The organism is Enterobacter sp. KB-280D8, from assembly GCF_041399405.1.
GTDB classification, from domain to species: Bacteria; Pseudomonadota; Gammaproteobacteria; order Enterobacterales; family Enterobacteriaceae; genus Enterobacter; species Enterobacter cloacae_N.
The window spans coordinates 1-16,165 of sequence record NZ_JBGKEC010000012.1; the positions used below are offsets into that span (position 1 = coordinate 1).

Annotated in this window: 10 protein-coding genes; 1 reads left to right on the top strand and 9 read right to left on the bottom strand. The window is 60.6% G+C overall.

Annotation, left to right across the window (positions count from 1 at the left end; all coding sequences use genetic code 11):
* Positions 1–230: 230 nt before the first annotated feature.
* Complete coding sequence (gene yegS, locus AB8818_RS20530; RefSeq protein WP_192984936.1) at positions 231–1,130, bottom strand: lipid kinase YegS; 900 nt, start codon at positions 1,128–1,130, stop codon at positions 231–233.
* Between the two features lie 141 nt (positions 1,131–1,271).
* Between yegS and AB8818_RS20535 the strand changes: the two genes are divergently transcribed.
* Positions 1,272–1,772, top strand: a complete 501-nt coding sequence (locus tag AB8818_RS20535; protein WP_192984938.1) for a DUF523 domain-containing protein — start codon at positions 1,272–1,274, stop codon at positions 1,770–1,772.
* A gap of 161 nt (positions 1,773–1,933) precedes the next feature.
* Here the strand turns inward: AB8818_RS20535 and yegQ are convergent, their stop codons facing one another.
* The 8 genes from yegQ to yegD all read right to left on the bottom strand — a co-directional run bounded on the left by yegQ (position 1,934) and on the right by yegD (position 16,061).
* Entirely contained in the window at positions 1,934–3,295 is a 1,362-nt protein-coding gene (yegQ, locus tag AB8818_RS20540; RefSeq protein ID WP_032652696.1) for a tRNA 5-hydroxyuridine modification protein YegQ, read from the bottom strand.
* A gap of 207 nt (positions 3,296–3,502) precedes the next feature.
* Positions 3,503–4,225, bottom strand: coding sequence for a two-component system response regulator BaeR (baeR, locus tag AB8818_RS20545; RefSeq protein WP_163330208.1), 723 nt, complete (start codon positions 4,223–4,225; stop codon positions 3,503–3,505).
* Positions 4,222–5,625 carry a two-component system sensor histidine kinase BaeS gene (gene baeS / locus AB8818_RS20550; RefSeq protein ID WP_192984940.1) on the bottom strand — a complete coding sequence of 468 codons (1,404 nt, stop codon included), beginning with the start codon at positions 5,623–5,625 and terminating at the stop codon, positions 4,222–4,224. The genes baeR and baeS overlap by 4 nt, the downstream gene beginning before the upstream one ends.
* On the bottom strand, positions 5,622–7,037 hold the full coding sequence (locus tag AB8818_RS20555) for an MFS transporter (protein WP_192984942.1): 1,416 nt from the start codon (positions 7,035–7,037) through the stop codon (positions 5,622–5,624). Before AB8818_RS20555 ends, baeS begins: the two co-directional genes overlap by 4 nt.
* Entirely contained in the window at positions 7,038–10,115 is a 3,078-nt protein-coding gene (mdtC, locus tag AB8818_RS20560; RefSeq protein WP_192984944.1) for a multidrug efflux RND transporter permease subunit MdtC, read from the bottom strand.
* Positions 10,116–13,238 (bottom strand): MdtB/MuxB family multidrug efflux RND transporter permease subunit, encoded by a 3,123-nt coding sequence (locus AB8818_RS20565; protein ID WP_192984946.1) that lies wholly within the window; start codon positions 13,236–13,238, stop codon positions 10,116–10,118.
* A complete protein-coding gene (locus tag AB8818_RS20570; RefSeq protein WP_371200004.1) occupies positions 13,238–14,440 on the bottom strand; it encodes an MdtA/MuxA family multidrug efflux RND transporter periplasmic adaptor subunit in 1,203 nt (400 codons plus the stop codon). The genes AB8818_RS20565 and AB8818_RS20570 overlap by 1 nt, the downstream gene beginning before the upstream one ends.
* Positions 14,441–14,708: 268 nt before the next feature.
* On the bottom strand, positions 14,709–16,061 hold the full coding sequence (yegD, locus tag AB8818_RS20575; protein WP_371200005.1) for a molecular chaperone: 1,353 nt from the start codon (positions 16,059–16,061) through the stop codon (positions 14,709–14,711).
* Positions 16,062–16,165 lie beyond the last annotated feature (104 nt).

Sequence of the window (16,165 nt, forward strand, 5' to 3'; positions counted from 1 at the left end):
GGGTCGGGCATGAGCCTGCATCCCTGCAGGCCACGCCCTCTCGGCGCATCCCTGCGCCTCGCCCCGGCCTTACGGAAACGCTTCGGCGATTTACAGCCGGACCAGGGCGTCGCTGATAGCTTTAACTCATTCTGAAACAACCTTATTGCTTCTGCTTATAAATTACTGGGGATCCCTCAGCCCTGTGGGAGAGGGTTGGGGTGAGGGCATGATCGCGCACCGTGTAAACATCAGCGCAAAAGCACGCAGTCCGGCGGCAGCCGACACTGCAGCGCGCCGGGTAGCACCTCAATGCGGAACTGCGTCCCGCTCAGCGGCTCTCCGTCGAGGTTAAAGGTCATCCCGTGCGGAGCATTCACCTCAAACCACGCCGATTTCCCGGCGATGATATTCGGGCTCTCTTCCGGCTGCGTCAGCGTGGTAAACAGCGCGGGCAGCAGGCCGTCGCCGGTGAAAATACGCAGCTGTAGTTGACCGTCATTGATTAGCGCCTCCGGACAGAGCTGCTGCCCGCCGCCTGCCTGGCGGCCATTGCCAATCCCAATCACCAGCGCGTCACCCTGCCACTGAAAATCCTCGCCGCGAATTTCGCAGCGGTCCGGCTTAAGGGTGTCCATGCGCATCAGGCCGTGGATCAGGTATGATACGCCGCCCAGCGCCGCCTTCAGTTTTTCCGGCGTTTCGCTGGTGATGCGCGTGCCGAACCCGCCGGTCGCCATATTGATAAAGCAGGTTTTATCATTCACCTGGGCGATATCCACGGCGGTGGCTTTGCCGCGGATCGCCAGCTGGAGCGCCTTTTCTAAATCTTCCGGGATCCCGGCGCTGGTGGCAAAATCATTGGCAGTACCAAGGGGTAAAATGCCCATCACCGGGCGGTCTGCCGGGGGCAGGCCAATAAGCGCAGAGGCGATCTCATTGATGGTGCCGTCGCCGCCGCCGGAAATAATGGTGCTGACGCCTAACGCTAAGCCTTCGTCGATGTAGCGTGCCGCGTCGCCTTTTTCCCACGTCACTCTGACGTGGATACGCGCGCCTTCGTCACGCAGGCCAATAATCGCCTGACGCAACAGATCGTTGCCCGCACTTTTGCCATTGAGAATCAATAAACTGTCTGGATAGGTTGCCATCCGCGCTGCTCCCTTTTTTAGCGTTAGTAAGAGTGTATAGCAGAGAGGGAAAAAGCGGGTAAGAACAGGATGAAAGGAACAAAACAGGCACGAAAGCGCGTTACACTTCAGCGATGAGATTAATGTAATCACAGGAAAGTGATGATGAATAAAATTTTGGTAAGCGCTTGCCTGATGGGCTTGAGGGTCCGTTATAACGGAAGTGAAAAAGCGCGAATGAATGAGCAACTCGCTCGCTGGCACCAGGAACAACGTCTGGTTATCCACTGCCCTGAACTTGCGGCCGGGCTGCCTGTACCTCGTCCTCCGGCAGAGATTATGTCCGCTGATGGCAAAGACGTGATGCACGGACAAGCCAGAATTATTGAAAATACAGGGCAGGATGTGACTGAACATTATCAGCTTGCAGCCTGGCTCGCGCTACGCGCTGCTCAGGCGTCGGGGTGTAGCGCTGCATTGTTAACCGATGGCAGCCCAACGTGCGGCAGTGAGTTTATTTATGACGGTTCTTTTCGCGGTATACAGAAAGCCGGGAGGGGGGTTGCTGCATCGTTGCTTGCAGAGCATGGGATCGCCGTGTTCTCAGAGAGGCAAATCGACGAACTTATTGCCTGGGTTGAGGAAAGAGAAGGCAAAAAATAAGCCCGCGTAAGGGAGATTACGCAGGCTAAGGAGGTGGTTCCTGGTACAGCTAGCATTTATGGGTTATGTTTTTCAGCGGGGGGATAATACCCGTATTGAACGAAGCGGTATGTGATCCGATTCTAAGAATTATCCCAGCGCGAAAAAATTTCCCTGATTGACTATTTGCCGTGTGGGTTTCGGGTGCTTTCACCGTTGAAGTTACGCATCAGCAGCGCGAACTTCAGCTCCACCTCTTCAGGCACCGGCAGCCAGACGGTATGACCGTCGCCCGGCGCCACGTCAATCGCTTCGCCTTTACCGTTTTCCAGATGCTCCAGCGTGAAGTTCATGTTGCCCTGCGGGGTCATCAGCTCCAGGCTGTCGCCTTTGGTGAACTTGTTTTTCACCGCGACGGCCGCCAGCGCGCCTTTGCGCTCGCCGGTGAAGTCGCCGACAAACTGCTGGCGCTCGGAAACCGAGTAACCGTGCTCGTAGTTCTGGTAGTCGTCATGGGTATGACGGCGCAGGAAGCCTTCGGTATAGCCGCGGTGTGCCAGGCCTTCCAGGGTTTCCAGCAGGCTGGTATCGAACGGTTTACCGGCTGCCGCATCGTCGATGGCTTTGCGGTACACCTGCGCGGTACGCGCGCAGTAGTAATAGGATTTGGTACGGCCTTCAATCTTCAGGGAGTGTACGCCCATCTGGGTCAGACGCTCAACGTGGGCAATGGCGCGCAGATCTTTCGAGTTCATGATGTAGGTGCCGTGCTCGTCTTCAAAGGCGGTCATGTACTCGCCCGGACGTTTGGCTTCTTCAATCATAAACACGCTGTCGGTTGGCGCGCCGATGCCCAGCGTAGGCTCGACGTTGGTCACCGGAATAGGCTCGTGCTTGTGGACGATGTTGCCGATGTCGTCCTCTTTGCCTTCCTGGACGTTATATTCCCAGCGGCAGGCGTTGGTGCAGGTGCCCTGGTTCGGGTCGCGCTTGTTGATGTAGCCGGAGAGCAGGCAGCGGCCGGAGTAGGCCATGCACAGCGCGCCGTGAACGAAGATCTCGATTTCCATATCCGGCACCTGGGTGCGGATCTCTTCGATCTCTTCCAGCGAAAGTTCGCGGGACAGAATGACGCGGGTCAGCCCCATCTGCTTCCAGAACTTGACCGTCGCCCAGTTGACGGCGTTAGCCTGTACGGAGAGGTGAATATCCATCTCCGGGAAGTTCTCCCGAACCAGCATGATTAAACCCGGGTCCGACATGATCAGCGCGTCCGGCCCCATGTCCACCACCGGCTTCAGGTCACGGATGAACGTTTTCAGCTTGGCGTTGTGCGGCGCGATGTTCACGACCACGTAGAATTTTTTGCCCAGAGCGTGCGCTTCGTTGATGCCGAGCTGCAGGTTCTCGTGGTTGAATTCGTTGTTACGCACGCGCAGCGAGTAGCGCGGTTGGCCCGCGTAAACGGCGTCGGCACCATAGGCGAAAGCGTAACGCATATTCTGCAGCGTTCCCGCCGGGGAAAGGAGTTCCGGTTTAAACATGTTTGTTCTCGTTCTGATGACAGGTCAGATCCGCGTGCACCAGGTGCAGCGGTAAGGGGAGATCCCCCACTTTAAGGGCGGGCATTGTAGCGCTGCGGGGGAGGGAGGTAAAGCTTTGCCCCTCACCCTAACCCTCTCCCCAAAGGGGCGAGGGGACTCAAACACCCTCTCCCCTTTGGGGAGAGGGCAGGGTGAGGGGGTGTTTATTTACGCAATCCTGCACGCATCCGCTTCCCAGCGATACCCCACGCCATACACCGCGCGGATAAACGACTGCTCGGCGTCCAGCGCCTCCAGCTTGCGGCGCAGGTTTTTGATGTGGCTGTCGATGGTGCGGTCGGTCACCACGCGGTAATCGTCATACAGGTGGTTCAGCAGCTGTTCGCGGGAGAACACTTTTCCCGGCTCGTGGGAGAGGGTTTTCAGCAGGCGAAATTCCGCAGGCGTCAGGTCCAGCAGCTTGCTTCGCCAGCTCGCCTGGAAACGGCTTTCGTCGACAATCAGCGGGCTTTCGGCGTCCAGCACCTGAAGCTCGCGCTGCGGCCTGCAGCGGCGCAGAATGGTTTTCACGCGGGCGACCACTTCACGCGGGCTGTAGGGTTTGCAGATGTAATCGTCTGCGCCAATTTCGAGCCCCAGCAGGCGGTCAATCTCTTCAATTTTGGCGGTGACCATGACGATGGGCACCTCGGAGAAGCGGCGAATTTCACGGCACAGGGTCAGGCCGTCGGTGCCTGGGAGCATCAGATCCAACAGGATCAGGTCCGGCGGCGTCTGGCGCACGTACGGCAGCACCTGGTCGCCGTGGCTGATCAGCGAAGGGGCGTAGCTGGCGGCGCGTAAATAGTCGATCAGCAACTGCCCCAGCTTGGGCTCGTCTTCGACAATCAAAATGCGCGGCGTGTTTTCGTCAATCGGTAACTCGGTCATGCTTCCCTCGATAAATCCCGTTCCAGAGGTAACTCTACTGTAATGCTAACCCCGCCAAAAGGCGAATGGGCGGCGCGAATGGTGCCATTATGCGCCTCGACGATGTTAACGCAAATCGCCAGCCCCAGGCCGGAACCGCCGCTGGCGCGGTTGCGTGAGCCTTCGGTGCGGTAAAAACGCTCGAACAGTTTTTCCAGCTGCGCGTCCTGCACGCCGGGGGCGGAATCCGCGAAGGTAAGGGCAAAGCGTCCATTTTCCTGCCTGCCAGAGATATGCAGCCCGCCGCCGCTGTCGGTGTAGCGCAGGCTATTTTCCAGCAGGTTATTGAACAGTTGCATCAGTCGGTCTTTGTCGCCGAACACCACCGCGCTGTCCGGCAGGGAGAGGTCGATTTTCAGGTTGCGGCTGGCAAACCGTTCCCGGAAGGCGCCGCTGGCAACTTCGAGCACGTTAATCACATCGACGGGGGCCTTCTGGTAGGCCAGCGCCCCTTCGTCGGACATGGAGAGCTGGTGGAGATCGTCCACCAGCTTGGTGAGCGTGCCCACCTCCGCCTGCAAAGAGGCCACCGATTCTGGCGTAAACTGGCGTACGCCGTCCTGAATGGCCTCCAGCTCGCCGCGCAGCACCGCCAGCGGGGTGCGCAGCTCGTGGGAAATATCGGCCATAAAGTCGCGGCGCATCTGCTGGTTCTTCTCCAGCGTGCTGGCGAGCTGGTTAAAGTCCTGCGCCAGCTTGCCCAGTTCGTCCTGGCTGCGGGTATCGACGCGGGTGGTGAAATCCCCGGCGGCCAGCTTGTGCGTGCCCTCCACCAGCCGTTTCACCGGGGCGAGCAGACCGCGCGCCAGCGGGAAGGTGGCGAGCGCGGCGAGCAGGATGGAGAGGGCGACAATCAACCAGCTGGTCCGGCGCTGCTGTCGGTCAAAGTTGATGTCGGTGTTGCGCGTCAGGCGCTCCACCGGGGAGGCGATAACCCAGCCGACGGTGGCGTTATTGACTTTGATCGCCCGGCGAGTGCCGTCCGGCGGGATGGGCGAACGCGGGCCAACCAGCGTGCGCATGTCCTGGTCAATCACCCAGAACTGGGTGCGCCAGCCGTGCGGCGGCATGCCTGGCCCCGGGCGATCGTCGCCGGTATCGTGCTCCAGCGAACGCAGGATCTGGAAAATAAAGCGGTCGTTATTGCGCAGAAAGCGCCAGTTACCGTGCTGGGCGTACTGTTCGCTCAGCGCATCGCTTAAGCCCTGTAAACGCTGCTCGTTACCATGCTTGATGTAATCAATAAAGCCGCGCTCGAAGCTGACCCGCACCGCCCAGTGCATGGTGATCAGCAGGACGATACAGGTAGCAAAAATTGCCAGAAAGAGCTTGCCGGTAATGCCCGGACGCCAGAATTTCATGATCCACTCCTTTTGCCGCGCCTAATCACGACGTTCTTGCTGGTATCATCCGGCACTCTGGCGAAGATGAAAGCGGGCAGGGCGATGATGACCGCCATGCTGAGATAGGTATACAAAAAGACCTGATGCGCCACCTGCGTGTCGACGCTGAGGTGGTGCTGGCCGTACATGCCGAGCAGTAAGCCCGCGATGGTCACCCCGACGCTCATGGAGAGCTGCATAATCATCGACAGCAGGCTGTTGCCGCTGCTCGCCAGTTCGTCCGGCAGGTCCTTCAGCGTCAGGGTATTCATTGACGAGAAGCGCATGGAGTTGACGATCCCCTGACAGAACAGCACCAGCGGCAGAACGTAATACCAGCCCATCAGCGCCGTGGCCATAAACAGCAGGCTCACCAGCGCCAGCCCCAGCGTGGCGGTCACCAGCACGTGGCGGTAGCCAAAGCGGTTCACCACCTGCACCACGATGCGCTTCATCCCCATGCTGCCGAGCACCATCGGGATCATCATCAGGCCCGCGTGGAACGGCGAAAAGCCCATACCAATTTGCAGAAACACGGGCGTCATAAACGGCAGCATGCCGCTGCCGATACGTCCGGCGAAGCTGCCGAACAGACCAAGGCGGTAGGTAGGGTTTTTAAACAAGTTCAGGCTGAAGAGCGCCTTATCGTTACCGCTGGCGTGCCACAGATACCACAGTATGGCGGTAACGCCGAGCGCGATCAGCAGCCCGAGCGTCAGGGGCGAAATACCCAATCCTTTTTGTCCGTCGAGCGCCAGAGTAAGCGTTGCCATGCCCGCCGCAAGCAGGATAAAGCCAAAGAAGTCGAAGCGGCGGGTCTGCATTTTGTAGTTCGGCATCAGCGCCAGGGTGGCGATAGCACCGACGATGCCCACCGGCAGGTTGATTAAGAAGATCCAGTGCCAGGAGGCGTACTCCACCAGAATGCCGCCGAGCGCCGGGCCCAGCAGCGGCCCCACCTGACCGGGGAGGGTCACAAATGTCATCGCCGCCATGTACTGCTCGCGCGGCACAATCTTCATCACCGTTAAGCGCCCTACGGGCACCATCATCGCGCCGCCGATGCCCTGCAGCACCCGCGCCATCACCAACTGGTCGAGGGTGTTGGCCTGAGCGCAAAACAGCGAGCCGGTGGTAAACAGCACGATGGCGGTAAAGAAGATATTCCGCACCCCCACTTTGTCCGCCAGCCAGCCGCTGGCGGGCAGCATCACGGCAACCGTCAGCACGTAGGAGACAATAACCATATGCATATGCAGCGGGCTCTCCCCCAGGCTTTTCGCCATGGAGGGGAGAGCGGTGTTGACGATGGTCGTATCCAGCGACTGCATAAAGAAGCCGAAAGCGACTATCCATAGCTGCCAGCGAACGTTAGCGGGGAGATCGGTCATCTACTCGGTCACCGTGGTTCTGTTTTTACGCGAAAAGCGCAGCCGCAGGCGGTCGAAGAACAGATAGACCACCGGCGTGGTGTATAGCGTCAGCAGCTGGCTCATGACCAGGCCGCCGACAATAGTGATCCCCAGCGGCTGGCGCAACTCTGAGCCGTCTCCGCCCGAGATAACCAGCGGCAGCGCGCCAAACAGCGCCGCCAGGGTGGTCATCATGATCGGACGAAAACGCAGCAGGCAGGCCTGGAAGATCGCCTCTTCCGGCGACAGGCTGCCGTTGCGCTGGGCGTCCAGCGCGAAGTCCACCATCATGATGGCGTTTTTCTTCACGATGCCGATCAACAGCATGATCCCGATGAGCGCGATGAGACTGAACGGCGCGCCGAACAGCTCCAGCGCCAGCAGCGCCCCCACGCCCGCTGACGGCAGCGTCGAGAGGATGGTCAGCGGGTGAACGTAGCTTTCGTACAGCACGCCCAGCACAATATAGACCGTGGCGATGGCCGCCAGAATCAAAATCACCTGCGAGTTCATCGTCTCCTGGAACACCTGCGCGGTCCCGGCAAAGCTGCCGCGCACGGTGGACGGCACGCCAAGCTGCGTCATCGCGCGGTTGATTGCGTCACTGGCCTCAGAAAGCGACGAACCGGCGGGGAGATTAAAGGAGATGGTCGACGCCGCTGACAACCCCTGGTGGTTCACAGACAGCGGCGCGTTGGCCGGCCGCCAGCTGGCAAAGTAGGAGAGCGGTATCGCCTTGCCGTCGCTGTTAATCACAAACATTTTGTCCAGGGCGCTGATGTCCTGGGTGTAGCGCGGGTCAACTTCCATCACCACCTTGTACTGGTTCATCGGCTGGTAGATGGTAGAGATCTCGCGCTGGCCGAAGGCGTTGTTCAGCAGGCTGTTGGCGGCTTCAACGTTAATGCCCAGCCGCGACATGGTTTCGCGGTCGTAGGTGAGCGCCATCTCCGCGCCGTTGTCCTGCTGATCGGAGTTCACGTCCGCCAGTTGGGGCAGGGCGGCCAGCGCCTTGCGGATCTTCGGCTCCCACTCGCGCAGGGCGGCTAAATCGTCCGAGAGCAACGTGTACTGATAGCTGGCGTTAGCCTGGCGCCCACCGACGCGGATATCCTGAACGGCCATCAAAAACAGGTTTGCCCCCGGCTCTTTGGCGAGTTTAACCCTAAGACGGTCAATCACCTGCTGGGCGGTTTCGCTGCGCTCGCCGCGGGGTTTCAGGGTAATAAACATCATCCCGCTGTTGACGCGCGAGCCGCCGGTAAAGCCGGTGACGTTATCCACCGCCGGATCTTCACGAATGATCTTCATAAAGTCCTGCAGCTTGCCGCGCATCGCCTGGAATGAAATGCTCTGGTCCGCCTGAATGCCGCCCATCAGCACGCCAGTGTCCTGCTCCGGGAAGAAGGTTTTCGGAATGGTGATATACATCCAGACGTTAAGCCCAATGGTGGCGATCAGTACCAGGCCGACCAGCCGCGTATGGTTCAGCACCCACTTCAGCGATTTGCCGTAGTCTTCCTGCATCGTCATCAGAAAACGACCAAAGCCTTTGCGGCGCGGCTGCGAATGGGGCTTGCTGCGCTTGAGCATCCAGCCGCACATCATCGGCGTGAGCGTCAGGGAAATCACCAGTGAAATCCCGATGGCGACGGAAAGGGTGACGGCAAATTCCCTCAGCAGCCGGCCCGGCAGCCCGCCCATCAGCAGCAGCGGCAGGAACACCGCCACCAGCGACAGGCTCATGGAGAGCACCGTAAAGCCCACCTCGCGCGTGCCCTGCAGCGCAGCCTGCAGCGGCTTCACGCCCGCTTCCAGGTGGCGGGAAATGTTTTCCAGCACCACGATGGCGTCATCCACCACGAAGCCCGTGGCAATCGTCAGGGCCATCAGCGACAGGTTGTTAAGGCTAAACCCGCACAGGTACATGGCGGCAAAGGTGCCGATCAGCGAAACCGGCACCGCCACCGCCGGGATCAGCGTCGCGCGGCCGGAGCGCAGGAACAGGAAGACCACCAGGATCACCAGCGCGACGGAGATAATCAGCGTTTGCTCCACCTCCTCAAGCGAGGCGCGAATAGTCGGGGAGCGATCCTGGGCAATCTGCAGATCGATTGCCGCCGGGATCGTCTCCTGCAGTTCCGGCAGACGGGCGCGGATGCTGTTCACCGTCTCGATAATGTTCGCTTCCGGCAGCTTGCGGATCATCAGCAGGATCGCCGGTTTCGCGTTGGTCATCCCGGCGTTGCGCACATCCTGCACCGAGTCGGTGACGCTGGCGACGTCGCTCAGGCGCACCGCCGCGCCGTTGTTGTAGTGAATAATCAGCGGCTGGTACTCGGCTGCGGTTTTCAGCTCGTCGTTGGTCTGGAGCTGCCAGCGGTGGCTGCCGTCCTCAATTGCCCCCTGGGGCCTGCGCACGTTGGCGTTGCTGATGGCGGAACGCACATCGTCCAGCGACACGCCCTGGTTGAACAGCGCCTGCGGGTTTAAGCCCACGCGCACGGCGGGCAAAGAACTGCCGCCGACGCTTACGTCACCGACGCCATTAATTTGTGAGATTGTCTGCGCCAGCTGGGTAGACGCAAAGTCGTAAAGCTGACCCTGCGAGTACGTATCCGAGGTCAGCGTCAGGATCATGATTGGCGCATCGGACGGGTTGGCCTTGCGGTAGGTCGGACGGCTCGGCATCCCGCTCGGCAGCAGGCTTTGCGCGGCGTTGATGGCCGCCTGCACGTCGCGCGCCGCACCGTTAATATCCCGGTCGAAGCTGAACTCCAGAATGATGCGCGTGCTGCCGAGCGAGCTGCTGGAGGTCATCTCGTTGACCCCCGCAATCCGCCCGAGCGAACGCTCCAGCGGGGTGGCGACCGATGACGCCATGGTTTCCGGTGACGCACCCGGCAGCGAGGCGCTGACCATGATCACCGGGAAATCCACCTGCGGCAGCGGGGCAACAGGCAGCAGGCGGAAGCCCAGCACGCCGCAGAGAGTAATGGCGAGCGAGATTAAAATCGTCGCCACCGGGCGATAAATGAAGAGGGCGAAAAGCTTCACTTACGCCTCCTCTTCACGCTTCGGGAAGCGGCTTTTGGTCCACAGCGCCAGGCGGTCAAACAGCAGGTAGATCACCGGCGTGGTAAAGAGCGTTAGCACCTGGCTCACCAGCAGACCGCCGACCATGCCGATACCCAGCGGGCGGCGCAGCTCCGCACCGACGCCGGTGCTGAGCATCAGCGGCAACGCGCCCAGCAGGGCCGCCAGTGTGGTCATCAGGATCGGACGAAAACGCAGCAGGCAGGCCTGGAAGATGGCATCGCGCGGCGACATGCCCTGCTCGCGCTCGGCGGCCAGGGCGAAGTCGATCATCATGATGGCGTTTTTCTTCACGATGCCGATCAGCAGGATGATGCCGATGATGGCAATGACGTCCAGCTCGCTGCCCGCCAGCATTAAGGCCAGCAGCGCCCCCACGCCCGCCGTCGGCAGGGTGGAGAGGATGGTGATCGGGTGGATAAAGCTTTCGTACAGCACGCCAAGCACGATGTACATCGCCACTACCGCAGCGACAATCAGCCAGACGGTGTTCCCCAGCGCCGCCTGGAACGCCAGGGTGCTGCCCTGGAACTGGGTCTGAATATCGGACGGGAAGCTGAGCGCTTTTTCAGCAGCCTGGATGGCCTCCACCGCTTCGCCGAGAGAATAACTGTCCGACACGTTGAAGGAAATGGTGGTGGACGGGAACTGATCCAGATGATTAATCGACAACGGGGTATAGCGCTCCTCCACCGTGGCGATGGCGCTAAGGGGCACAATGCCGCCGTCTTTGCTGGTCAGGCGCACCGAGTCCAGCGCGGCCAGGCCGGGCGTGTTCTCCGTGTTGTGCTCCAGCACCACGCGGTACTGATTCGCCTGGGTGTAGATGGTGGAGATCAGGCGCTGACCGAAGGCGTTGTACAGGGCATTGTCCACATCAGACATGGTGATGCCCAGACGGCTGGCAGTGTCGCGGTTGACGTTCACGTACGCCGCCAGCCCCTTGTCCTGCCAGTCGCTGCTGACGTCGGCGAGCTGCGGCAGGGTGTTCAGTTTTTCCACCAGCTGCGGCACCCATGTGCTGAGGGCGTCAAGCGTGGTGGCCTGCAGCGTGAACTGATACTGCGTGCGGCTGACTTGGGTATCAATGGTCAAATCCTGAACAGGCTGCAGATAAAGCTCAACGCCCGGGACGCGGGCCACGGCGTTTTGCAGCCGTTCAATGACGGCGTTCACGCGGTCGTCGCGCTCATCCAGCGGCTTGAGGTTGATCTGCAGACGCGCGCTGTTGAGCGACGGGTTGGTGCCGTCCACGCCGACGTAGGCCGTCAGGCTCTCTACCGCCGGATCCTTCATGATGATTTCAGACACCTGCTGCTGGCGCTGCGCCATGTTCGCGAAGGAGACCGACTGCGGGGCCTGAAGCGTGCCCTGAATAATGCCGTTGTCCTGGATCGGGAAGAAACCTTTCGGAATGAAAATCCACAGCATCACGCTGAGTGCCAGCGTGCCCAGCGCTACGCCGAGCGTCGCCCACGGATGGTTGAGGACTTTCGCCAGCACGCGACCGTAGGCGGCAATAATCCGCTCGAACATCCGCTCGGAGGCGCGCGAGAAGCGGTTTTGCTTGCGCAGGGATTCATGACTCAGCATGCGGGCGCACATCATCGGCGTCAGGGTCAGCGACACCACGGCGGAGATCAAAATGGCGACCGCCAGCGTCACGGCAAACTCGCGGAACAGCCGCCCGACGATATCGCCCATAAACAGCAGTGGGATCAGCACCGCAATCAGCGAGAAGGTCAGCGAGATAATGGTAAAGCCGATTTCCCCTGCGCCTTTCAGCGCGGCGGCCAGCGGCTTTTCGCCTTTCTCGATATAGCGCGAGATGTTCTCGATAACGACGATAGCATCGTCCACTACGAACCCGGTGGCAATCGTCAGCGCCATCAGCGTCAGGTTGTTAATCGAAAAGTCGAGGAACACCATCACCGCAAAGGTCCCGACCAGCGAGAGCGGCACGGCGACGGCGGGAATAATGGTTGCCGGGACGTTGCGCAGGAACAGGTAGATGATCATGACGACCAGCGCAATCGCCAGCATCAACTCGAACTGGGTGTCGGTGACCGAGGCACGAATGTTGGTGGTGCGGTCGGACAGGACCTTCACGCTGACCGATTTCGGCAGGCTTTCAATCAGCTGCGGCAGCATGCTGCGAATGCTGTCGGCGGTTTCGATGATGTTGGCGCCCGGCTGGCGCTGCACGTTCATCACGATCGCCTGCTGCTTGTTCGCCCACGCGCCGAGCCAGCTGTTTTCTGCCCCTTGTTCCACAGTGGCGATGTCGCCCAGGCGGATCGGCGCGCCGTTCTGGTAGGCCACAATCAGCTGACGGTATTCGTCGGCGGACTGCATCTGGTCGTTCGCCGAGAGGGTGACCGCACGGGTCGGGCCGTCCAGCGAGCCTTTTGCCGAGTTGACGTTGGCGCTGCTGATGGCGCTGCGGATGGTTTCGCTGGTCAGCCCCAGCGCGGCAATCGCCTGCGCGTTAAGCTTCACGCGCACGGCGGGGCGCTGACCGCCCGCCAGCGTGACGAGGCCGACGCCGGAGACCTGCGAAATTTTCTGCGCCACGCGCGTTTCGACCATGTCTTCGACCTGGGTCATCGGCATGGCGGAGGAGGTAACGGCAAGCGTCATGATCGGCGGATCCGCCGGGTTGACCTTGCTGTAGACCGGCGGGTTAGGCAGGTCGGACGGCAGCAGGTTGGTAGCGGCGTTAATCGCGGCCTGCACCTCCTGCTCGGCGACGTCCAGCGACAGCGTCAGCTGGAACTGCAGCGTCACGACGGATGCCCCGCCGGAACTCTGGGAGGACATCTGTTTTAACCCGGACATCTGACCAAACTGGCGCTCCAGCGGGGCGGTAATGGCGGACGTCACGACGTCCGGGCTGGCGCCAGGATACAGCGTCACCACCTGGATGGTGGGATAATCCACTTCCGGCAGCGCCGACACGGGCAGGAAGCGGTAGCCAATGATCCCGGCCAGCAGGATCGCCACCATTAACAGCGTGGTGGCGACAGGGCGAAGGATGAACAGGCGTGATGGCCCACCTGTAGAGCTCGGGGGCATAACCTGCATCAGGAGGTCGCTCCCTGTTTCGCAGGTTCAACCACTTCTACTTTCGCGCCTTCGGTCAGGCGGTCGATGCCGTCGGTGACCACGCGGTCGCCTGCGGAGAGCCCGGCGCTGATGACCACCGTCTGGCTGTCCTGAATCCCGGTTTTCACCAGATGCTTGCTGACTTTGTTGTCGCTGTTCAGCACCCAGACGAAGCTACCTTCGTTACCCATCTGCAGCGCTGCGGTGGGGATCACCACCGCGTTCTCTTCGGTCGCGACCAGCATTCGCGCGTTGACGAACTGGTTCGGGAAGAGGGCGTCGTCCTGGTTGTTAAAGCGTGCCTTCAGCTTGATGGTGCCGGTGGTGGTGTCGATCTGGTTATCCAGGCTAAGCAGGGAACCCTCGCTCAGCTTCTGCTTGTTGGTGCGGTCCCAGGCTTCCACTACCAGGCCTTTACCGGCTTTTTGCGCCTGAATGACGGTCGCGATATCGCTTTCCGGCAGGGTAAAGACTAAATCAATCGGGTGGGTTTGGGTGATCACCACGATGCCCGTGGTGTCGCCGCTGGAGATCTGGTTGCCGATATCGACCTGCTTCAGGCCCACGCGACCGTCAATCGGCGCGGTGATGCGGCTCCAGTCCAGCTGCAGCTGCGCGCTGGCGACGGCAGCCTCGTCGGCTTTGATGGTGCCCTGCGTTTCGCTGACCAGCGACTGCTGGGTGTCCAGCTCCTGACGCGATACCAGATTGGTTTTCACCAGCTGCTGGTAGCGCGCTAAATCGCGCCGGGCGTTGGCGAGAGTGGCTTTGTCTTTCGCGAGCTGTCCCTGCGCCTGGGCGAGGGCGACCTTAAACTGGCTGGGGTCGATTTCCGCCAGCAGATCGCCGGCTTTGACCTGCTGACCTTCCTGGAAGTGGATCGCGATGAGCTGACCGTCCACGCGGCTGCGCACCGTGGCGGTATTCGCGGCGGTAATGGTTCCGAGCCCCGTCAGATAACGCGGAACGGCTTTGCTCACCGCCGTCGCCGCCTGAACTGGCGCCAGCGCACCGCCACGCATGCCGTGACGGCCGCCGCCAGCCGGGCGCTGCGCCTGACTGCTGGCACCGGCGGGGGATGCGGAATTTGCGGATTGGCTGTGCCAGTACCAGGCGGCGGCAAGGGCCACCACAATGATGCCTGCGGCGATTGCCCAGCGGGATTTGTTACTGCCTTTCATCGTTATACGTTCTCATCCTGAAACACTTCGGGGAATGATACTAGTTTAGTCAGCTAACACAGCGGAAAAATGGAGGAAATATGGAAGACTGTCAGGAATGGTCTGAATGGAGGTAAACGCACAACGGCAACATTCGTTGCTGTTTTTGGTGTTTTCTCCCTCTCCCTGTAGGCTGAGGGATCCCCACAAAATAATGTTTGCATGGACGACCCCCTCTCCCTTGAGGGAGAGGGCCGGTGTGAGGGCACCAGACCGCACAGCAACCGCACTAGCTAAACATCACCTGCGCCCAGCGCGCCAGCCCTGCTGTAACGGAGCCAAAGTCATCCCCAGCGGCAATCGGAATGCCCGGCAACTGTTCCGCCAGCGCTTTCTTGATCAGCGGCGAACGGGCGCTCCCCCCGGTCAGGTAAATGACGTCCGGCTTCTCTTTGCCGTTCTCCAGCGCCAGCTGCACCTGCTCCAGAATGCGCTGCAGCGGCTGGGCAAGCGCCGTTTCCAGCCCCTCCTGCGAAATCGAGGTGGCCAGCTCCTCGCTGATAAACGGCAAGGACACCGCATGTTCAGCACGATCCGAAAGGGCGATTTTGCTCTCTTCCGCAGTACGCACCACGCGGTAGCTCAGGCGCTGACGCCACACTTTATAGAGCAGGGCGACTTTTTCGGCATCCTGCGCGTCGCGCACCAGATCGTTGAGGAAGCGACCGTTCGCGGTACTGTAAAAATCACTCTGCGCCGGGACGTCGTTGATGGCAATCGCGTTCCACCACGGCAGTATTGGCAGGGCAATCCCTTTTTCCGTTTGACCGCCCATGCCGAGCAGCGGCATCAGGCTCTTGAATGCCAGGGCGATATCCAGATCGTTACCGCCTACGCGGCAGCCGCTGTGCCCGAGCAGGCTGTTTTCACGATCGCGACGGGTATGCCACTGCGGCCCCATCAGCAGCAGCGAGCAGTCGGTGGTTCCCCCGCCGATGTCCACTACCAGCACGCGCTTCTCTTCAGCCAGCGTAGCTTCAAAGTCCAGCCCCGCGGCAACCGGCTCATACTGGAACACCACGTCGCGGAAGCCTGCCCGGTGCGCCGCGCGTTCAAGGATCCCTTGCGCCTGCTGGTTGGCATCGTCGCCGCCCAGCCCCTGGAAGTTGATCGGTCGGCCAATCACCGCCTGGGTAATCGCATCGGAGACCTGCGTCTGCGCCTGATTGCGAATATGCAGCATCATCGCGCACACCAGGTCTTCAAACATCGCCACCTGCTGCGGCTTCAGGCCGCTGGCGCCGAGGAAGGACTTCGGTGACTTAACAAAGTAGACCTCTTCCGGGTCTTCAACATAGTGACCAAGCGAGGAGAGGCCGAACTGCACGCTGGAGGGCGTAACGTCGATGTCCTCCTCGCGGTTAAAGCTGACCGCACGGCGCAGCAGCGCCTGGGTTTCCGCTGCGGTAGCAGGAACCTGATGGTGGCGGAACAGCCATTCGCTTACCGCCTCACGCGTCGGCGCGCAGAGCATTGACGGCAGCAGCGTGCTCTCTTTTTCCATTTTCAGGAGCTGCGGCTGTCCGTTTTGCATGATCGCAACCGAGCAGTTTGCCGTACCGTAGTCAAATCCAATAAACACGATTAATCCCCATGCCGGTGAGAAGGGGCGAGACTTTAGCGGAATGCCTGTCCGCCGACAACAGGAATATGAAAGCAAGGCAAAACAGGGGCTTTCCGTTTATG